This is a genomic window from Paenibacillus sp. RC67 (assembly GCF_030020805.1).
Lineage (GTDB): Bacteria > Bacillota > Bacilli > Paenibacillales > NBRC-103111 > Paenibacillus_S.
Genome location: NZ_CP125098.1, coordinates 4,229,555 through 4,249,310 on the forward strand (window position 1 = coordinate 4,229,555; position 19,756 = coordinate 4,249,310).

Annotated in this window: 15 protein-coding genes, 1 pseudogene and 1 riboswitch; of the genes and pseudogenes, 2 read left to right on the top strand and 14 right to left on the bottom strand. The window is 44.9% G+C overall.

Going from position 1 to position 19,756, the window contains the following annotated elements; translation table 11 throughout:
- Positions 1 to 56: 56 nt before the first annotated feature.
- The 10 genes from QMA13_RS19215 to QMA13_RS19260 form a co-directional block, all read right to left on the bottom strand.
- A complete protein-coding gene (locus tag QMA13_RS19215; RefSeq protein WP_282935370.1) occupies positions 57 to 866 on the bottom strand; it encodes an alpha/beta hydrolase in 810 nt (269 codons plus the stop codon).
- Between the two features lie 19 nt (positions 867 to 885).
- Positions 886 to 1,947: a sulfate/molybdate ABC transporter ATP-binding protein gene (locus QMA13_RS19220; RefSeq protein ID WP_282935371.1), complete on the bottom strand. Its 1,062-nt coding sequence runs from the start codon at positions 1,945 to 1,947 to the stop codon at positions 886 to 888.
- 6 nt (positions 1,948 to 1,953) lie between these two features.
- On the bottom strand, positions 1,954 to 2,838 hold the full coding sequence (gene cysW / locus QMA13_RS19225; RefSeq protein ID WP_282935372.1) for a sulfate ABC transporter permease subunit CysW: 885 nt from the start codon (positions 2,836 to 2,838) through the stop codon (positions 1,954 to 1,956).
- A gap of 81 nt (positions 2,839 to 2,919) precedes the next feature.
- Positions 2,920 to 3,756 carry a sulfate ABC transporter permease subunit CysT gene (gene cysT, locus QMA13_RS19230; protein WP_282935373.1) on the bottom strand — a complete coding sequence of 279 codons (837 nt, stop codon included), beginning with the start codon at positions 3,754 to 3,756 and terminating at the stop codon, positions 2,920 to 2,922.
- 50 nt (positions 3,757 to 3,806) lie between these two features.
- A complete protein-coding gene (locus tag QMA13_RS19235; RefSeq protein ID WP_282935374.1) occupies positions 3,807 to 4,898 on the bottom strand; it encodes a sulfate ABC transporter substrate-binding protein in 1,092 nt (363 codons plus the stop codon).
- Positions 4,899 to 5,157: 259 nt separating this feature from the next.
- Complete coding sequence (locus tag QMA13_RS19240; RefSeq protein ID WP_282935375.1) at positions 5,158 to 5,616, bottom strand: Fur family transcriptional regulator; 459 nt, start codon at positions 5,614 to 5,616, stop codon at positions 5,158 to 5,160.
- Between the two features lie 57 nt (positions 5,617 to 5,673).
- Positions 5,674 to 6,714, bottom strand: coding sequence for a CobW family GTP-binding protein (locus QMA13_RS19245; RefSeq protein ID WP_282935376.1), 1,041 nt, complete (start codon positions 6,712 to 6,714; stop codon positions 5,674 to 5,676).
- A 111-nt stretch (positions 6,715 to 6,825) separates the two neighbouring features.
- Positions 6,826 to 8,166: a bifunctional folylpolyglutamate synthase/dihydrofolate synthase gene (locus QMA13_RS19250; RefSeq protein ID WP_282935377.1), complete on the bottom strand. Its 1,341-nt coding sequence runs from the start codon at positions 8,164 to 8,166 to the stop codon at positions 6,826 to 6,828.
- 49 nt (positions 8,167 to 8,215) lie between these two features.
- A riboswitch (ZMP/ZTP riboswitch) is annotated at positions 8,216 to 8,295 on the bottom strand.
- Between the two features lie 45 nt (positions 8,296 to 8,340).
- On the bottom strand, positions 8,341 to 8,700 hold the full coding sequence (locus QMA13_RS19255; RefSeq protein WP_282935378.1) for a GIY-YIG nuclease family protein: 360 nt from the start codon (positions 8,698 to 8,700) through the stop codon (positions 8,341 to 8,343).
- A gap of 181 nt (positions 8,701 to 8,881) precedes the next feature.
- A complete protein-coding gene (locus QMA13_RS19260; RefSeq protein ID WP_282935379.1) occupies positions 8,882 to 10,222 on the bottom strand; it encodes a globin-coupled sensor protein in 1,341 nt (446 codons plus the stop codon).
- A 241-nt stretch (positions 10,223 to 10,463) separates the two neighbouring features.
- Between QMA13_RS19260 and QMA13_RS19265 the strand changes: the two genes are divergently transcribed.
- Positions 10,464 to 11,807: an N-acyl-D-glucosamine 2-epimerase gene (locus QMA13_RS19265; protein ID WP_282935380.1), complete on the top strand. Its 1,344-nt coding sequence runs from the start codon at positions 10,464 to 10,466 to the stop codon at positions 11,805 to 11,807.
- Positions 11,808 to 11,924: 117 nt separating this feature from the next.
- Positions 11,925 to 12,575, top strand: coding sequence for a PAQR family membrane homeostasis protein TrhA (gene trhA, locus QMA13_RS19270; protein WP_282935381.1), 651 nt, complete (start codon positions 11,925 to 11,927; stop codon positions 12,573 to 12,575).
- 78 nt (positions 12,576 to 12,653) lie between these two features.
- Here trhA and QMA13_RS19275 read toward each other — a convergent pair.
- From QMA13_RS19275 to QMA13_RS19290, 4 genes and pseudogenes are all read right to left on the bottom strand, one after another.
- Positions 12,654 to 15,048 (bottom strand): annotated as a pseudogene (locus QMA13_RS19275) (type IA DNA topoisomerase).
- A 209-nt stretch (positions 15,049 to 15,257) separates the two neighbouring features.
- Positions 15,258 to 17,075: a cache domain-containing sensor histidine kinase gene (locus tag QMA13_RS19280; RefSeq protein ID WP_282935382.1), complete on the bottom strand. Its 1,818-nt coding sequence runs from the start codon at positions 17,073 to 17,075 to the stop codon at positions 15,258 to 15,260.
- Positions 17,075 to 18,094: a response regulator transcription factor gene (locus QMA13_RS19285; protein WP_282935383.1), complete on the bottom strand. Its 1,020-nt coding sequence runs from the start codon at positions 18,092 to 18,094 to the stop codon at positions 17,075 to 17,077. The genes QMA13_RS19280 and QMA13_RS19285 overlap by 1 nt, the downstream gene beginning before the upstream one ends.
- A gap of 68 nt (positions 18,095 to 18,162) precedes the next feature.
- Positions 18,163 to 19,731: a type 2 periplasmic-binding domain-containing protein gene (locus QMA13_RS19290; RefSeq protein WP_282935384.1), complete on the bottom strand. Its 1,569-nt coding sequence runs from the start codon at positions 19,729 to 19,731 to the stop codon at positions 18,163 to 18,165.
- Between the last annotated feature and the right edge of the window lie 25 nt (positions 19,732 to 19,756).

Genomic DNA, 19,756 nt, shown 5'->3' on the forward strand with positions numbered 1-19,756 from the left:
ATCCCTCCATTAATATTATTCCTATGTTTTTTATCGGATTTTAGACTAAAAAAAGGTCAGATCGTCCAGTCATACCAATCGTTTCTTCGTTTATCGAGAGACAAGAGCCAATTTTTCGTAGTTGTAATCAACTGAATATAGGCTTGGCCCGTAGAATACGTGTGATCCGCTTGAAAAATAACCTCTTTATCACACTGTCCTTGCGATCTTAACCAAAACAGCTTCTGATATAAGAAGCAATAGTCAACAGGAATGACATCATCGTTCGTTCCATGCACCACGAGAACATCACCAGAGAACTTCCTTGTTTGTTCTAAAGGCTGATGTCCCGCCAGCGAATCAAAATAGCCCGATTTAAACGAATACCCTAAGTAATCGGAGGAGCCTAGCTGTACCGCTTCTTCATATGTTTTTTTACCGATGATTTTAATGATATCATTAAAAGGATGTGCGACGGCTGACCACAGCACTAAAGATTTTATTCTTTTATCTCTCGCAGCTGTCAGTACAGATACGGCTCCACCCAAGCTATGGCCTAACAAAATGACCCGGGTCGGATCTACGCAATCAATTTTCAAAGCATAATCGATAACCGATCGAGTTTGATCGATCATAGAATCAAGCCCGCCAGAGCCATAGTCTCCTGTGCTCTCTCCGCATCCGGCATAATCAAACCGCAGAACCATATAGCCTTGTTCGCTGAATTCGCGCGCCGCTTTGATGAACAGGCGATCCACACCGATCCGATTGCCTATAAATCCGTGTGCAATAATAATAATGGGATTCTTGGAACCGGTCGATGCCGGATAATGAAGAGTTGCCGCCAGCTCCGCATATTCGCTTTGTATTGTGATGTGATGTTCCATTGACAACTCTTCCTCTCGATTAGATGTGTACCGGCAGTGGATCGATTTTCAAACCGTTCTCAACCGTTAGATTTTCCTGTTCGTTAAACAAATAAACTCTATGAATTAAAACATGTACGGGATCGCCCGGCTTGAGCGTCTCCTGCTCTAAGGATCTGTAGGCGTACAAGATTTGGTTGTGTACTTCTACTTCTACCTGCCAATTGGTGCCGCGGAAATAAATATTTCTCACAGTGCCAATCTCAGAGGCGGATGGAAATGAAATTTCATTAGGAAATCCGATCTCCACAAATTCGGGCCGAATGATGGCTTTAGCATTCTGTAAATCAGCTTTTTCAAATCCTTTGAAGGTGCTTATGTTTGATAGACTGTTCGATTCTCCAATAAAACCGGCAACGAAAGGCGTCTCAGGATTCTGATAAATTTCAATTGGGGAACCCTTTTGCTCCAAGGTTCCTTGATTAATGATCATGATTTGGTCGGCTACCTCGACAGCTTCCTCTTGGTCATGTGTCACGAAGATGGTCGTAATCCCAACCCGATTGATCATATCCTTCAACCATGTGCGCAGTTCTTTGCGAACCTTGGCGTCAATAGCGGCAAATGGCTCATCTAGAAGCAGCAGCTGAGGCTCAGGGGCGATCGCCCTTGCAAAAGCAACCCGTTGACGTTGACCGCCTGACAGCTGGTGAGGCAATCGTTTCTCTAAGCCCTTCAGTCCTGTAAGCTCCACCAGCTCGCTAACACGGGCTTTGATTTCTTGCTTTGAACGCTTTTGCACCGACAGGCCAAAAGCGATATTATCAAACACACTCATATGCCGAAACAGCGCATAGTTCTGGAATACAAAACCGATGCCACGTTCTTGCGGAGGAAGATGGTTAACCTTTTTTCCATGGAACAAAATATCCCCGGAATCCGGCTCCTCTAGTCCTGCCAGCATACGCAAAATCGTCGTTTTGCCGCCGCCGCTCGGTCCGAGCAGCCCGATCAGCTTTCCCTTTTCAATCTCGAAACTAACGTCTTTGGTAGCTTGAAAGCGGCCAAAGCTTTTCATCAAGTGTTTGGCAATAATATGCATGGTCCCTTACTCCCCTTCCAGCTGCCTCGAGCCGTTAAATTTCCATTCGATGACCGACTTCACTATAAGCGTAACAACAGCCAGCATGACCAGTAAGGATGCCATGGCGAATGCACCAGCAAAATTATATTCGTTATACAAAATTTGGATATGAAGCGGAACCGTGTTCGTTGAGCCTCGAATGTGACCGGAGACGACAGAGACAGCACCAAACTCGCCCATTGCCCGCGCATTACATAATATGATGCCGTATAACAGCCCCCATTTGATATTCGGCAGTGTCACTTTCCAAAAGATGCGCCAGCCTCTAGCACCAAGCGTAACCGCCGCTTCCTCTTCTTGAACCCCCTGCGCCTGCATCAATGGAATCAGCTCGCGAGCTACGAATGGGAATGTAACGAATACGGTAGCCAGAACAATGCCTGGTAGTGCGAAAATAACTTTGATATCATGTTCCCCGAGCCATGGACCAAACCAGCCTTTAGCTCCAAATATTAATACATAAATAAGACCAGAGATAACAGGCGACACCGCAAAAGGAAGATCAATCAGTGTGATAAGGAGATTTTTTCCTTTAAATTTGAATTTCGTGATGGCCCAGGCTGCCGTTAAGCCGAATACCAAATTGAGCGGTACGGCTACTGCCGCCGTCGTTAAGGTTAACCGTATAGCTGACGCGGCATCCGGATCAGAGAAAGCTTTAAAGTACACCTCACTGCCCTTCCTGAACGCCTCCACAAACACGGAGATAAGAGGAAGCACCAGCAGCAAGCCTAGAAACAATATTGCAATTGTAATTAAAATCCATTTAACGACCGCCGGTTCGGTAATGTGTTTTGGTCTATCCGTTGCTCCCGAACCTAATTTCACGGTTGCCACATATCCGGCCATGGGGGACCCTCCTAAGAGTTTTTGCGTAGCAAAAACTGACTTCGTAAGCGATACTGAGTTTTCTAGGCAAAACTGACTTCGTTAATTCGAAACATTTAAGCGGTTCGCCCGCCATTGGATAAAGTTAATGATTAGCAGCATAAGGAATGAGATAACCAGCATGACCAGTGCTATAGCAGTTGCCCCTGCGTAGTCGTATTGCTCCAGCTTCGTCATAATAAGCAGCGGTGCAATCTCGGTCTTCATTGGCATGTTACCGGAGATGAAGACGACGGAACCGTACTCTCCGACCGCTCTAGCAAAGGCTAGCGTAAATCCCGTCAACAATGCCGGCAGCAGCTCTGGAAAAATCACTTTCCTGAATGTTCTCCATCTGCGAGCTCCCAAGCTAACTGCCGCTTCTTCGATCTCTTTCTCCAGCTCCTCAATGACCGGCTGCAGCGTTCGAACTACAAACGGGATTCCAATGAAGGTAAGAGCCAGGGTAATTCCGATGGGTGAAAAAGCTACTTTGATCCCGAGCGGCTCCAGTATGCTTCCTATCCAGCCGTTCTGCGAATAGATCGTTGTCAACGCAATCCCCGCTACAGCTGTGGGCAGTGCGAAAGGCAAATCAACCAACGCATCTATAAACCGTTTGCCAGGAAAGGAATAGCGCACCAGCACCCAAGCTACGATAAAGCCAAATACCGTGTTAACCAACGCAGCACCGATCGCCGTACCAAAGCTGATTTTGTAGGATGCAATGACACGCGGATCCGTAACCACGTGCCAAAACTGCACCCAAGACAATCCTGACGTTTTAATGAAGATAGCAGATAACGGAAAGAGGACGATTAAACTGAGATACAACACCGTGAAGCCCATCGACAATCCGAAACCAGGTAAAATACTTCGCTCTTTCCAACCTTTTGCCATGGATTTCTCTCCTCTGACTTTCATTCTCTTAACTCGTCTCTATCTATCATTTAAGGTTTATAGATTTGATCGAATACGCCGCCATCGTTAAAATGCGTCTTCTGTGTTTTCGTCCATCCGCCAAACGGCTCGTCATCAATTGTGAACAGGTTGACTTTGCTGAACTGAGATTCATATTTCTTGGCTACCGATTCCAAACGAGGACGGTAGTAGTTTTTCGCCGCAATAGTCTGACCTTCTTCGGAGTACAAGTACTCCAGATACGCTTGCGCTACTTCACGTGTTCCTTTTTTATCAGCGATCTTATCGACAACAGCAACCGGAGGTTCTGCCAATACGCTAATGGATGGAGTGATAATCTCGTATTTATCTTTACCGAATTCGTTAATAGACAAGTAGGCTTCATTCTCCCAAGCAATCAGTACGTCACCAATGCCGCGTTGTACGAAGGTTGTTGTTGAATCACGAGCTCCGGAATCCAATACAGGCACGTTTTTGAACAGCTTTTGCACGAAGTCCTTAGCTTTTGCTTCATCCTTGCCATATTTCTGATAAGCATAGCCCCAAGCGGCTACATAGTTCCAACGGGCACCACCGGAAGTTTTCGGATTAGGAGTAATGACTTGAACGCCTGGCTTGATCAAATCATCCCAGTCCTTAATCCCTTTCGGATTTCCCTTCTTAACTAAGAACACGATGGTTGAAGTGTATGGAGAGCTGTTGCTCGCGAGCTTCTTCTGCCAATCCTTCTGAATTAATCCCGCTTCTTGTATGGCATCGATGTCATAAGCTAGAGCCAGAGTGACCACATCAGCTTCCAGACCGTCTATGACCGAGCGTCCTTGTTTACCGGACCCCCCATGGGATTGCTTGAATGTAACGGTTTGACCTGTTTTATTTTTCCAATAGGTAGAAAACGCTTTGTTATAATCCTGATACAATTCACGCGTCGGATCGTAAGATACATTGAGCAGCTCTACAGGCTTTGCTGCTGCTGCTTTATTATCAGGACTTCCTGATGGGGCCGAACCCGCTGCAGGCGTTCCCGAGCCTCCTCCGCATGCGGTAAGACCTAGCAATGATAAACTGACCAAGCTAACAACGGACCACTTTTTCCAATTCAACAGGCTTATATTCGACATATTATATTTCTCCCCTCATTCATATAGGACAAAGTCGAACCATATGTAATCTGCTGTCTAAATAAGGATGTAAATTCCTTATCTCGGTACGAATCTCCGGTGGTCCGGTTGATCAACTTTTATTCCGATCTGATTACTATGATTTATAGTCAGTATATTAGCACCGCTGGTGAAATGTGTCAATCGTTTTTTATTTGATGAAAAATAAAAGAACCTTCAGACTCGTGAGTCCAAAGGTTCTTTTGACATAACTTATGCATCATTGGTTCGTAGCTTTAGCTGCACATTCGTTACAGTAACCGAAAATTTCAAAGCGATGGTTCATAATTTGAAAACCCTCAGGAAGACTAGGGACATCCTTCATAGGACAGAATTCGAAAGTAATCGTCTTTTCACATTGAAGACAGATCATATGATGGTGATGGTGAGATTGGCAACGGGCACGAAATTTAACGCCTTCATTCAAATAAAACTGCTCCAGTACGCCCATCTCGCTCAACAGTCGAAGGTTCCGGTATACCGTATCAAAGCTGACACCTGGATATTTTTGCCTCATGGATTCATATACATCCTTCGGCGACAAATATCCGTCGGCTTCTGCAAATAAGGCAGCCAAGCTTTTACGCTGATCCGTTATTCTCCAGCCTTTATTGGCCATGGCACGGACCATTTCCTGAATGGTTTCTTGCGTATGTTGTTCATGCTCATGATTTGACATATTTATCCCTCAATTTACGCATACTTAGGTTAATAATGCCCGATTTTGGCAATAGAGTCAATCCTTTTGCTCCAATGCAGCCAATTCTGCCGCCAATCGCTCTTTGGAGAAGTGTTCTCCGATAAAAACAGCAACGTTAGGCAAATCCTCTTTTGGCGTAATTTTCACAAAATCCATCTCACGATAAGCATACTGGAACAAAAACAAGCTGGCCGTATCTGAAAAACGAAGAATACCCTTAGCCCGATACACTTCCTGCGGCAATCTGCCGACCAGCTCCTCAAACTGCTCGCTGTCTATAGGATTGGTGAAATAATGGGTATAGACCATAACATGGTCGTGAGAATGGTGCGCATGTCCGTGATGGTCTCCGTCATGATCGTGATGATGTGACGGATTACTGCAAACACCGCCTTCTTCATGTACATGGCAGTCCATTTGACTTGATTCTCTATGGGCATGCTCTGAGGCGCTTACAGTTCCTGCAGCTTCTGTAAGCCTGTCGAACAGAGACATATCCACCTGGCACCGAACCGTAGCTGTCATAGGAGCCACAGGATTCAACTCACGAATTCCCTGCTCAATTGAAGCTATCGCATCTGGATGCACCAAATCCACTTTATTTAAAATAAGCTGGGTTGCACAGCGGATCTGATCCTGCATAAGACGAAAGGTTTTACTTTGTCCGCCTTCGAGCTTTTTCTGGAACTGGGCTGCATCAACAACCGTAATGACTGATTTCAACTCAAGCTCCGTTAATAGTGAAGCATCTGTCACTCCATCCAAAATCTCAATCGGGTTCGCTGCGCCCGTACATTCAACGAAAATGACATCCGGATTATTATCCCGAATCAAATCCCTCAGCTCTAGTCCAAGATCTCCACGGATCGTACAGCAAATACAGCCGCTCAGCATCTCTGTCATTGGAACGTCGTCCTCAACCAGCATACCATCCAAATTGACATCACCAAGCTCATTCATGAGCACTGCTGGCTTCTTACCGCTTTGCTTATAGTATTCGATGGCCTGCGATAGCAGAGTCGTTTTACCGCTGCCCAAAAATCCGGATAATATGTGTACGGGTACGGCTTTTGTCATGATGATTCTCTCTCCTCATCCATCAGCAAATAAATAGTATATAAGAAAATTGTAGCTCGTACGGGAGCCAATGTCAATTATAAGTAATTATTACTATTAAGTACCTATTCATTACCAACCTTTGTACGAGTCCTTCTTATTTAAAATCCATGCTCGGACATCGGAAATTAGATACAACGTACCGGAAACGACAGGCAAATCACCTTCAGAAGTCACTCCAACCAGTGTATCAAGCGCCTTTTTCCAATTAGGCTCCACCAGGACCTGAACTTTCAAACCTTTCTCTACAATGATCCTCTTAGCCAATTCTGCAAGTTCGTAAGCAGGCATAGCGCTGCGAAAATCCGGTTCTGTAAAAATCAACGTATCTACGATTGGCAGTACATGCAGCAGATAGTCCGAATGCTCCTTAGTATTCAGCATTCCCATGAGAAGTCGGATTGGGGAAGCCGGGTACGCAGCCTTAAGAGCCTGCACCAACACTTCTGCGCCTTCCGGATTATGTGCCCCATCAAGCACAATGCGGGGATTCTCCCCGATCATTTCCAATCTCCCTGGCCATTCCGCTGCTGCTAGCCCCTCCTGTAACCCATTTAAGCAGACTCCATATTGATCCCTTAATAATTCCAAGGTCATAATGGCTGCCGCTGCATTTTTGAGTTGATGCAATCCATTAAGCTTTATTTGCAGATTCTCATGAAAAGCCAAGTCACTTGTAAAATGAAACTGCTGTAGATTCCACTCAAAGCTCACAGCCTCGTAACCATACTCTCTATTCAACAGATATAACTTCGATTTATTCAGTTCGCAGTGATTCTCTATGACGTCTATGACTTCCTTTTGCTCCACAGCACTGACGACTGGAACACCAGGCTTAATGATACCGGCCTTCTCCGCAGCGATTTCCTCCAAGGTGTTGCCAAGCAATGCCATATGATCATGACCAATGTTAGTAATAACCGAAACCAGCGGGGTTACAACATTCGTTGAATCCAGCCTCCCCCCAAGACCAACCTCCAGCACGACGAAATCAGGACATACCTTGGCAAAATAGAGCAATGCCATACAAGTTGTTACATCAAACATCGTCGGAGAGCCCCATTCACTCTCAGCAACCATGTCCACTATAGGCTTTAACCGGTTAGCCAGCTCCAGCACTTCTAGTTCCGGTATGTCGCTCCCATTATAATGAATACGATTGGTGAACCGTTCCAAGCAGGGTGAGGTGAACGTGCCAACACGATAACCGCTTTGCTGCAGAACCTTAGTCAGATAAGCACAAGTAGAGCCTTTGCCATTTGTGCCAGCAACATGAATGATCCGCAGATTTTTCTCCGGATGTCCCAATAACTCCAGGAGCATTTCCATTCTGTTGAGGCCTGGTTTAATCCCGAAAGGGACTATTCCCTCCACCCATTCTACTGCAGCCTCATAGCTTTCCCATGCATTCATCAGCTAACTCCTCCATATACAAAAAAGCACTTGATCTCAGTAAGATCAAGCACTTTGCCCAGGCGTACGGCTGAATTATCTATGTGCTCCCTCATGGTTCCCCATGCTCCGCCAGTTACACATAGTCAATGATTAATTAATCATACCCCGGTTCTAATGGAAGATCAATACAATTTATCTGGACGGCTGTCGATTATATCCTCGTTCTCCATAGGGCTGCAGCTCCTCCAGCCATTTCTCCTCAAGCTTCCCTAAAGCTTCTTTCTCATTGAAATAAGGGTCATCCTTTTCTATTTTCAACGGCTCTAACAGCTCAAAGACAAAAGCGGCTTCCCCGTATTGCTTCCATTCCTCTTGAAGCTGCTTGTTCTCATGAGATCCCATCTGAAGGGTGAACCTTTTGCCGTTCAAAGAGTTCATGTTACGTGTGCTAGCAATAAACACCTTTTGATTTTTCGTATTTTTTATTTGATATACCCCGGCAACCGTTTTTATTTCTTTATACTGCATCTGAAGTTCTTTTCTTCGGTCCATGACAACCTCTCCTTTCAACTCAATATTAACAAACATTATTATGTTTTGTCTATATTATTTTAGACATTCGTTATTTTATCTATTTATAAACAAACAAAAAAACACCTCGTAAACGTTTTAGAAGCATTGCTGCATCTATCCCAGATCCAAGGTGTGTTTCAATTCTTTATATTTAGTTCGCTTATAAGCTGATTGTAGCTTGATTTAAAGACTCAGCAGATTCCGCCACTTTTATTGTAGCTGCCCCTATGTCCTCAATTACAGACACCAGAAGCTCCAGCTCCCGTTCAACCTTGGCAACCTCTTGAATACTTCGCTGCATCGTATCTGTGATATGATTAAACACGTCTCGAGCATCCGTCGACTCTTGCTGTCCTTTTTCCACTAGCTGCTGAACTTCTGAAATCGAGAGGACCACATTATTGGAATACTCCCCCGTTTGAGTGATGAACTGTGATATTTCTCCTACCGCTTTCTTGGTATCCTCAGATAGCTTCTGAACCTCACTAGCAACAACCGCAAATCCTCTCCCATACTCGCCAGCACGTGCCGCTTCAATCGAAGCATTTAAAGAAAGCAGTTTGGTTTGATCCGCAATGTCTTGTACAATCCCAATAATATGTATAATATTTCCAGATGATTGATTCAACATTTTGACCATTTGCTCCATGTGTAAAGTGCTTTCATGGATATGATGAATTCGCTGCTCTAATTGTTTTATCTTTTCCAACCCTTGCTGAGAAAATGTCTGCGACTCTTTCGATTTGGCGACACTTTCGAGGAATGTAGTATTTAGCTGTGTGCTCCCTGTTACAAGGTCTTGAACGGATGTACTCGTCTGCTCCGTCATTGAAGCCAGCTCTTGGCTGAACGCGGCTATCTTGCTCTTCAATTCCTCTTTGACTTCCTGGTATTGAAGCTCCTTACGCTTCGAATTTTCTTTCTCGTAGGCTTCCAGCACGATTTGCTGCTCGAAGCTGAGGAGCTTCGCAATCACACTGCCAATTTCTACTGTCTCTTCATTACTTGAATTATGTTTATGAATCATCGTAAGCAGCGAATTTTGCAGGTTTTGAAATGCCCCCATATACCATTTGGGCTCCAGGCCGATTCGCTGGTGAACACTTGCGATTTTCAGCCGTTTCTGGATAAATTCTTCATCAATCGTTCCGCTGAACATTTCAATCAGATGCATTTTCAGCGTTTGCTTCAATCGCTCTACCGTGCTATGTTCAACAATGATACTGCGCAGCTTGTCCACATCAATAACGGACTGATAAAATTGATCTGTGATTTCATCAATATGCTGTTCTATTAATGGCTGCAATGCTTTAAGCACTGTCAAATCCTCTTCACATAGCCCGATCATCTTCATCTGCGCAAATATTTCTGTCTGAGTATCGATACGGATCGATACATTCTCTGAGTCTCGGTTGGTCAGCCAACTAACCTGATGCTCGGCGCCGTCCGGTGAAGGTTTCCCGAACAAACGAGAAAAGATTTGCTGTTTATTTGGCTTCATCGCTCCAAGCCACCTCCCCCATTACATAAGTATATTTTCCTATTTCATTCGACAAATTTCTACACTATCCTTCAAGTGTTTAATAAATTAAATAAATTATTTGTACCGACAAGTAATTGTCATTAAGTAGGTAAGCTTTGTTTCATTCGACTATTTTGTAAGCCTTGAACATAAGTAGCTGTAAGATCTTTTTTGTGATTTGCAATTAATCGACAGTGGCTCCAAGAGAGGTGGTTACATAATGAAAAACATGCTAGGACCTTCCATTCAAGTCGATCCTGCTTTTCCTTATTATTTGAATCGCTCGCCTCAAAGCATTGCCGATGAACTTTGGATTGCAGGCTACAGGGTTGTCCGATATTTTGTAACCGATGAAACGAAAGTGAATGAGCAGCTGTTGAAGGAGCTGCATCGGCAAGGCTTTGCCGTTTGGGCGACTGTCCTTGGCAACGGTACTTATACGACAGCACATCTGCCTGATGACTGGCCGGATTGGCAAATGACACTATTGAAGCCTGTTAACGATGGTTACTACCGTCTGTCGCCGTTTAGCTACCGTTATGTAGCTTGGAAAAAACAAGCATTAGCTGAATTGGTGAAGGCTTACCCTTTTGACGGACTGGAGATTGCAGAGCCTTACTTTCCTGAGTGGAATGGTTTGTCCAGCGGGGTATACGGCGATATAGGGCCCTATGCTCGCGCAGCTTTCAAGCAGCAGTACGGTTCGGACATCCCGGAATTCAAATACACCTCCTCACCCATGTATTATAAAAATAATCCTATTCTTTACCGGCAGTGGGTCGAGTTTAGAGTATCGGCAGTAAACCGTTTCTTGTTCGAATTGATTAATGGTAGAGAGGGTGTTAGAGAGGTACGACCCGACATCAGGATTGCCACATGGTCTCTTGGTGTCGATGCCGGGCCTGATTCAGTACAGAAGCTGCGGGAATACCAGGGTATTGATGCCGCGGCTATGGTTTCTTATGTAAGACCGGATGTTCATTTCATACAAACACATTGGCCGGATTGGATGCGTTGGAGGCTGCCTGCTAACTACATCGCACGATACGAGCCTTTTGCCGCTCGAATTCGCGCACTTCATCCCGCACTCCCATTAGGAATTCAGGCGGATATAGGTTCGCTGAAGAACATGAGGCGTGATCGGGAATGGCTGAAGGAATTTGCCAATACAGCAAACCAGCTTGGTTACGCGACATGGACCGCTTACGAGTACCATCTTGGCAAATACATGTATGATGAAGCGCCAAGAGCCGTCCGTGCAGAAAGGATCGCCAATGACAAGGTACGTATCCATTTTCAAAAAAGAATCGATTCTGAGTCCGTATTGTCGAGCCATTTTACTGTCCTCATAGACGGTAAGCCCGAACACGATATTCAGATTTCGGCGAAGGAGGTCGACGGAAATCGTATTTTGTTATATAGTACGAATTTCCCAAGCATGCGATTTCAGATTTCCATTACAAACGTTAAAGACACACCTGGACTGTGGCTGTTTCCTTCCAATAAGGCTAATCAAACCTCTACACCCTGCCTGGTCACAGTAGAAGCGTCTATGAATCAATAACGACATTCGATCGAATTCATATTGAATTAAGCTTACAACTATAGCTTAAAAACATCCTCTCCTGGGAAGGATAGGATAGGCTGGCAGCAGCTTATTCTTATTAGTTACAGGGGTGGGATGACTATGGATGCAACCTCTTGGAAGGAAGAGAGAGCAAATGCTCTCAGCCATGGCTTTGCAGCCGTTTTAAGCGCCGCTGCGCTGGTCGTGCTGGTCCTGGAATCAGTGAAAAGCGGAAGTATGATGCATTTATTGGGAAGTACGGTCTTTGGAGTATCGCTTGTCATCTTGTATGTATGTTCCACTCTCCTACACAGCGCAACGCAAGAGCAGGCTGTCGCACGATATGAGATGCTAGATCATGCAGCGATATATTTGCTTATTGCAGGGACATACACCCCATTGCTTTTAGTCTTGCGCCACGGAGCCATAGGCTCTTGGATGCTGTTTGTGATTTGGGGCCTTGCATGTGTCGGCGTCACATTGAAGTTTCTATTCCCAGGGAGATACATGACTTTCTCCATTGGTCAGTATTTATTGATGGCCTGGCTCATCGTACTCATCATCAAGCCCTTACAGCTTGTGCTTCCGCAGGAAGGTATGATATGGCTTCTCATGGGGGTCTTTCTTTACAGCTTCGGAAGTATATTTTACTTTTGGAGGGGAATACGCTACCATCACGCCATCTGGCATCTATTTGTTACAGCTGGCAGTTTGTGTCATTTTATTGCCATCTACGAATATGTGCTGCCTTTGTTGGCTGCTTAGCCTAGATAAAATGGACGCTCCCATCGGCTTGCTTGTCCGATAAGGAGCGTCCATTTTATGAATCCCAAAATAGTCTATTTAGTTGGTTACAGCCTCAACCGCCAGCTTCCCCGTAGTTGTGTCCGTAAGTATGATTCTCCCTTTGAACGGCCTGCCATTCTCGTCATTTAAAGTCATCAATGCAGTGCGGCCCTTTTCAACGAGGAACCGTATGGCTGTATCGGTCAATACGGCCCCGAAGCTGTCCTTCCAGATCACAAATCCGCAGCCGGATTTGTATTCGGTGCAGCCATAGCCGCGCTTGCCCATGATGATGCGCCCGCGGCAGCCAGGTCTAGGGCAAGCCGCTATGCCCGGCAGCGCCGTGGCAGCTGGTGCTGCCGCCCTGCCGCCGGCGGGCACAGGCGCGCTTGCGGCGGCAAGCACCGGCTCCGCCGCGGCTGGCCCTGCGCTGCGGCGCGTGCGAGAGCCGCTGGCGGGCGCTTTGCCGGCGGCGTCGCCACTGCGCGCAGCGCGGGTGCGCTTCGCCGCCGGCGCTGCGGTGTCGCCGCCGCCGGCAGCTTCTTCGGCGGCGCCGCGCTTACGCGTCCGCTTGGCTGCGCCTGCGGACGGGGTATCGCCTTCGAAGGCTTGCTTCGCTGCCTTCGACTGTACCCGAACCTTATCCACGATCAGGTTCGTGAATTTCTTAACATTGGCCATGAACGCTTCGTCTGAGGCCAATCCGCGGGCAATTTCATTGAGCCGACGTTCCCAATGTCCGGTCATTTCCGGTGAAGTCAGGAGATCAACTCCCGCTCCACGGACGAGCTCTATTGCCATTCGCCCCTTCTGTGTTATGACAATTCGTTTACCCTGCATCACGATATAGCCTACTTGCTTCAAACGCTCAATCACTGAAGCTCTAGTAGCAGGAGTACCTAGACCGGAGTCCTTCATAGCATCGCGAAGCTCCTCATCTTCTACCTGCTTTCCCGCTCCTTCCATTGCTTTAAGCAATGTTCCTTCCGTATAGGCCTTGGGCGGCTGCGTTTCTTTCTCTTTGGCTTCGATTTTGGAGCATTTCACAGGCACATCAGGCTGAAGTGTGAATGCAGTATTGATCTCTTCCTCAGGCTCTTCCTCATCCGATTTATCTGTTTTGCTTTTAGCTTTAGGCTTATCTTTTTTTCTGATCCGCGTAAATGACCTTCCAGCCCTCTGCGAGCAGTTGCTTTATTGTGCTTTTGAACATCTCCTGCTCTACTTCGGTCATAACCGTATGAATTTTGTATTCGGCAGGCGGGTAGAAATGCGACAAAAATCGCCGTACAATCAAATCATATACATTCTGTTCATCGCTTGATAAGCCATTTGCTTTCTTATGCGTTGGCAGAATAGCATGGTGATCTTCAACCTTTGTCGGATTGCAAACTGCCTTATTGTTTTTATGCACCCTGCTTTTGTCCGCATTCTCGGCCAATTGACTATAGGCAGTCCCTCGCAGCTGATCCAGTGATCGGTGCATCTCCGTTATATTCTGCTCCGTTACATAGTTAGAATTTGTACGTGGATAGCTGATGACCTTGTGCTTTTCGTACAGCGCTTGAGCCAGATCGAGTGTTTTTTTGGCCGAATAGCCATACTTCGCATTCGCTTCTCGCTGCAGCAGAGTGAGGTCATAGAGCTTGAACGGATACTCCTTCGTATCCTTCACCTCGTAGCTTGCAACCCTTCCCTGCTTGCCTTTAACCTTCGCTACTAACGCATTGGCCTTCTCAGGGTCTGTTAATCGCTCTCCCTGCCATAATCCCTTATACTCGGTATCCAACTGCTTAAAATGCGCCTCTACATCATAAAACTTGTTCGATTGAAAAGCCTCGATTTCTTTTTGCCGATCGTACAAAATGGCAAGAACCGGCGTTTGCACGCGTCCTACCGATAAAAGCTCATTATGCTTCGTCGTAAAAGCTCGCGAACCGTTCATACCGATCAACCAATCTGCTTCACTCCGAGCTTTTGCTGCTCTCGTCAAGTTCTCATATTCCGAGCCTTCTTTAAGCTCCGCAAAGCCTCTTCGGATCGTTTCAGGAGTTAAATCCGAAATCCAAAGCCGTTTTACAGGATGCTTTAGCTTCAAATGACGTTGAATTAATGAAAAAATATGCTGTCCCTCACGCCCTGCGTCACAGGCATTCACCAATTGTCCGCTGCGCTTAGCCAGCTCCGCAATGACCTTTAATTGATCTTTCGTTTTATAATTGGGCACAAGCTTAAACCGATCCGGAATGATCGGCAAATCGTTAAAATTCCATTTTTTATACTTATCGTCATAGGCGTCCGGCTCTGCTAACCCGATCAAATGGCCTATGGCCCAAGTAATGATATACTGCTCACCCTCTATATAAGTCCGGTGATTTTTCGCTTTTGAATCTATTGCGGCAGCAATATTTCGGCCCATGTCCGGTTTCTCCGCAATGATAAGAGTCTTCAATTCCTGTATCGCTCCTCAAAAGTAAAAAATGATTTCACACCTCGTAATCGTAACGAAAAAAAAGTGCTTTGTAAACCGTCTCAAGACTTACTTCATTATCCGTTCCTATATGCTTTCTGTTATACGCGCCTATCTCACAAGAACTGCATCATTAAAAAGCACTCGTATCGGACTGAGAGTATTCAGAACGATCGAGTGCTTTTTTTGTATTATTTCGCCTTTGAAATTGGCATCAGCATGACAATTTTGGTACCCTCATTTACTTTGCTGTCAATACGTAAACCATACTCTTCACCGAATACCATCTGTATGCGCCGGTGTACATTCATCATTCCAATTCCGTTGGTAACCTTCTCACTATTACCTACTGTATCTGTCAAACGATAGGTGCTGAGCTTTTCGTTTAATTGAGCCAGCTTCTCTTCTGGTATCCCTACTCCATTATCTTCAACACTAACCCAGAATATATCTTCATCAATTCCGGCATCAATTCGAATAAAATGATAAGGCTCGACGCCATCTGGGAAAGCATGCTGGAATATGTTTTCCACTAGAGGCTGAAGTGTTAAACGTACCATTTTATGAAGCAGCAAATTCGGAGGAACAGCCGCATCGATTTCAAATTCATAATCAATCCGGTGCTTAAGGATGGTCATATACGTGAGAATATGTTTCAGCTCATTAGCAACCGTAATTTCTTCCAGGTTCGTTTGCACCGAGTATCTCAACATATAAGCCATTGCCTTAACAATCTCCGATATTTCATCGGAGTCCTTGAGCGCAGCATAACACGCTATTGTCTCCAAAGTGTTATACAGGAAGTGAGGATTTATCTGCATTTGGAGAGACTGGAATTCCGCCTTTTGGCGCTCCAGTTGTGTTTCCCGATTTTGCAGCTCCGCTTCGTACACTTGCTTGACCAGATCGGAAAGCCGTTTAACCATCAGATTATAGCTGAAAGTCAATTCATCTATTTCATCCTTAGGTTCATTCGCCCTGACAGGAATTGTAATCCAGTTTCCTTTTTCCGTTTGCCTCATCCCGTTTTTCAGCACACGTATTGGACGTGTAATGGAATGGCCAAAACGATTGGAGAGCCATATTGCAAACGCCAATGTAAGCAAACCAACCAGAATCGTTGTTGTACGGATGCTGGCAATCGGTTTTTTCAACTCATCTAGTGGCATGGATACTACTAATGTCCAACCTGAATATTCTGAGTTGCGACTAACATACATGCGTTTCTTGTTTCCTTCAGAGCTTTCGAACATTTGAGCGTCCGATTTAGCAAGCTGCTGCTTCAGTTTATCCGAAACTTGCGTTCCTATGATCTCTTTTTGCGGATGGTACACAACCTCTCCGGATTGATCCATAATGAAGAAGTAACCATCTTCGCCTAGATCAATGCCTCCCCAGAGAGCTGCCAAGTCTCTTATTTGTACCTCAAAAGCTAGTACACCGCTAAATTCAGGAGAACTTAACCCCCTGATCTTGCGCGCAAGAGTAATGACAGTATTCTTCCGTTCAGGCTGTATCGTGGTGTTCAGAGCGCTTAATTGGCCGTTGTCTTTTGTTTTTTCCTTTAACATCGCCAATCGCTTCGCGGCTTCTGTTGAACTAAGAGGCTGATCGGAGCCGCCACCGTTAAAACTGAAGACAGAATTTCCGTTATAGCTGAGTATATAAATATTCACCATCTCAGGGCTTCTAATAAAGATCGGTTTTATTCCATATTCTTTTATGGATGAGTAAAAGCTGTAATAATCGTATCCATTAAGCGGCGGCATGTCCAAGAACTGCTTAACATCTTGATTAGAAAGCAATGACGACATAGAGCGATCATAACTTTGCAAATAAAGATCCGTCTGATACATCGCGTTATTCACAATTTGTGACATATGCCTGTTGCTAAGCTTATCCAATTCATTCGATGAGCGCGTATAGGTAAATATCCCTACCGAGGTTAGTGATACAACAATAACAACAAGAAAATAAGTGAAAAGCTTGCGAGACAAATTCCCTTTCATTATTTGATACCCAAAATACTTCGGAATTCCGATGGGGAATAGCCCGTCATTTTTTTAAACATTTTTGTAAAATGCGGATAGTCTTCATAGCCCACCTCTGCCGCTATGTCACTCATTTTCATATGAGGAACCGCCATTAACTTTTGAGCAAGCTCTATACGCTTCTTAATTCGATATTGCACGAACGTTTCATTCGTCATTTTCTTAAATAATGAGCTAAAATAAGTCGGTGTTAGCCCTACCATCTCAGCCACCTCCTCCAAGGTGATTTCCTGAGATAAGTGGCTATCAATATAAGCCTTAGCTTCCTTCATGGGATCCTTAAAGTTACCGCTTCGTTTAATCATAAGATCAGAAGTTAATTGTTTAAGCTGATTCTCGAACAACTCGAGCGCATCCTCCCGTGTAAGCGGACGCATTTCGTTTTTTTCAATATTCAATACCATAGACTTGCGAGCCATTCTTTTCAAAATCATATTGATGCACTCTTCCAATAATTCCTTCAGTTGAATCACATTTAATTCCGATTCCAGACAGTACTGCTTCCAATGTTCAGTCAATTGTTTAACTTCATTCAGATTAAGCATCCAAATCGCTGTTTCTACCTCTTCAATCCACTCTTCATATTTAGTCAATGACACGAAGCTCTTCGCTTTCGACTTTATTAAAGCATCCAATACTTCTATTACATCCGTTTTTGTCACTGGCTTCAATAAATAATGCTTTACTCCATAGGACATACATTTCTGCGCATATTCAAAGTCCGAATACCCTGAGATCACCACAATAGGGATATGGCTGAAATGTTCATGTAGGTGCTTACATAGCTCCAGTCCATCCATCTTCGGCATACGTATATCTGTAAATATAATATCAGGTACTTGCGAGCGAACAATTTCAAGTGCTTGCACGCCGTTCGCCGCTGTATGAATATGGGATTCAGGCAATGGATATTGCTCCGCCATACGCGCCAAACCTTTGCGATTGATGGGTTCATCGTCCACGATAAGTAGCTGCATGCTGTTACCCCCCTCTTTGTAAAAACGGGAAAAGCATCCACCCTATCACTAGGGCAGATGCTTAGCAATTATTTTTGGTTGCTGAAGATGGAAACGCCGTCTTTTTTATTATATCTTTCTGTTGCTTCTTTGATGATGTCGTTTCCGCCTTTTTGCTTGTACTCTTCGATGACTTTAGGCCAATCGGTGATTGGTTCTTTACCATAAACCATTTTTACCATATGGTCAATGATTAATTTAGGACCTGTGTCACCTTGCGGAGTCAAGTCTGGGTATTTGGAGAATGCTTTCAAGTCTGGGTAGTAACCGATACCGCCAAGACCTTCTTTGGACAAGATCGTTTCAAACGCTTTCAAAGTATCTTGACCGTCTTTGCTTTGCTCCAATTGCAATTTGTTGTAAGTCGAATCTTGTCCAACCCACAACGTTGAGCGCCAGCCTTCTTCGTCTTTTTCATCCTTGTTCGCTGGAGCTTTGTAAGAAATTTTGCCGTCTTTTACCGTGTAGTTCTCACCTTCAACACCAAGGCTGAAGAATTTAGCTGCATCATCGGTTTGCATCCATTCGAAGTACTTCATAATGCCAATAGCTTTTTCTTTGTCTACGCTTTTATTAATGTAGAACGTACGAACCATTGGGGAATACATGAAGTATCCGCCTTTACCTTCAGGGCCTGTAGGCGAAGGAATCGCATCAATCTTCGCATTAGGATCAACTGCAGTGATATTCGTTCTGAAACCGGATAAGCCACCGCTCAAGTTAGCAGACCACATACCCGCTTTACCTGCGTTGATGTTTTTGCTGTAATCCGTAGAAGAAATGGTTGCGAAGTCTTTAGGAATCAAGCCTTCATCATACATCGTTTTCATGGTTTGAAGCGCTTTTTGCATGTTCTCTACATCGAAGAACTTCGGTACGATTTGATCGCCTTGTTTTTCAAATTGATCTTTGTATGGAAGTACATCGAATGCTCCGAGTACCGTATCCGCATACTTGAAGTTTTCACGCATTTGGTAAGGGTTTTCAACTCCAAGTTTCTTAAAGGCACGCATAACATTCAAAAAATCATCGATGGTCTTCGGTGCTTGAAGTCCAGTCTTCTGCAACAAATCGGTACGAATATAAGTTGCACGACGGGATGGATTCGTTAAGTAATCCGGAATACCGTAAATTTTGCCGTTGTAAGTGACGGAATCCCAAGCAGCTTTTGGAACATTTTTGTAAAGGGTTGGAGCGTATTGCTTGATCAAGTCATCCAATGGTTGGAATACGCCTGCTTCAACCGAACCAGCCATATCTTTACCCGTTGGCAAGTCCAAGCTTCCGAGTACATCCGGAATGTCATTACCGGCGAACAAAACGCTCATTTTTTCCCTTTGGATTAAACGAACGTCCAATTCCGTGTTGGTTAACTTGTTCAATCGTTGAACCCATTTCTCTTTGCTCAAGTCTGGCTGCTTTTGGCCGTAGCCGTCGCCAGTTGTCGTAGGAAATGAAATCGAAAACTTCAACGGACCTTTAGAAGCTGCTGGAGCGCTTCCTTTGTCTGTTTCCTTCGTGCCAGCACCGCTGGAGCAGCCGGCGATGGAGCCAACTGCTAGTACGGATGCCATAACTAGACCTACTGCTTTTTTCATATTACCCCTTCTCCCTTTAGATTAC

Coding starts and splice junctions, on each gene's coding strand:
- QMA13_RS19215 (WP_282935370.1), bottom strand. CDS start 866: ATGGAACATCACATCACAATACAAAGCGAATATGCGGAGCTGGCGGCA.
- QMA13_RS19220 (WP_282935371.1), bottom strand. CDS start 1,947: ATGCATATTATTGCCAAACACTTGATGAAAAGCTTTGGCCGCTTTCAA.
- cysW (WP_282935372.1), bottom strand. CDS start 2,838: ATGGCCGGATATGTGGCAACCGTGAAATTAGGTTCGGGAGCAACGGAT.
- cysT (WP_282935373.1), bottom strand. CDS start 3,756: ATGGCAAAAGGTTGGAAAGAGCGAAGTATTTTACCTGGTTTCGGATTG.
- QMA13_RS19235 (WP_282935374.1), bottom strand. CDS start 4,898: ATGTCGAATATAAGCCTGTTGAATTGGAAAAAGTGGTCCGTTGTTAGC.
- QMA13_RS19240 (WP_282935375.1), bottom strand. CDS start 5,616: ATGTCAAATCATGAGCATGAACAACATACGCAAGAAACCATTCAGGAA.
- QMA13_RS19245 (WP_282935376.1), bottom strand. CDS start 6,714: ATGACAAAAGCCGTACCCGTACACATATTATCCGGATTTTTGGGCAGC.
- QMA13_RS19250 (WP_282935377.1), bottom strand. CDS start 8,166: ATGAATGCATGGGAAAGCTATGAGGCTGCAGTAGAATGGGTGGAGGGA.
- QMA13_RS19255 (WP_282935378.1), bottom strand. CDS start 8,700: ATGGACCGAAGAAAAGAACTTCAGATGCAGTATAAAGAAATAAAAACG.
- QMA13_RS19260 (WP_282935379.1), bottom strand. CDS start 10,222: ATGAAGCCAAATAAACAGCAAATCTTTTCTCGTTTGTTCGGGAAACCT.
- QMA13_RS19265 (WP_282935380.1), top strand. CDS start 10,464: ATGAAAAACATGCTAGGACCTTCCATTCAAGTCGATCCTGCTTTTCCT.
- trhA (WP_282935381.1), top strand. CDS start 11,925: ATGACTATGGATGCAACCTCTTGGAAGGAAGAGAGAGCAAATGCTCTC.
- QMA13_RS19280 (WP_282935382.1), bottom strand. CDS start 17,075: ATGAAAGGGAATTTGTCTCGCAAGCTTTTCACTTATTTTCTTGTTGTT.
- QMA13_RS19285 (WP_282935383.1), bottom strand. CDS start 18,094: ATGCAGCTACTTATCGTGGACGATGAACCCATCAATCGCAAAGGTTTG.
- QMA13_RS19290 (WP_282935384.1), bottom strand. CDS start 19,731: ATGAAAAAAGCAGTAGGTCTAGTTATGGCATCCGTACTAGCAGTTGGC.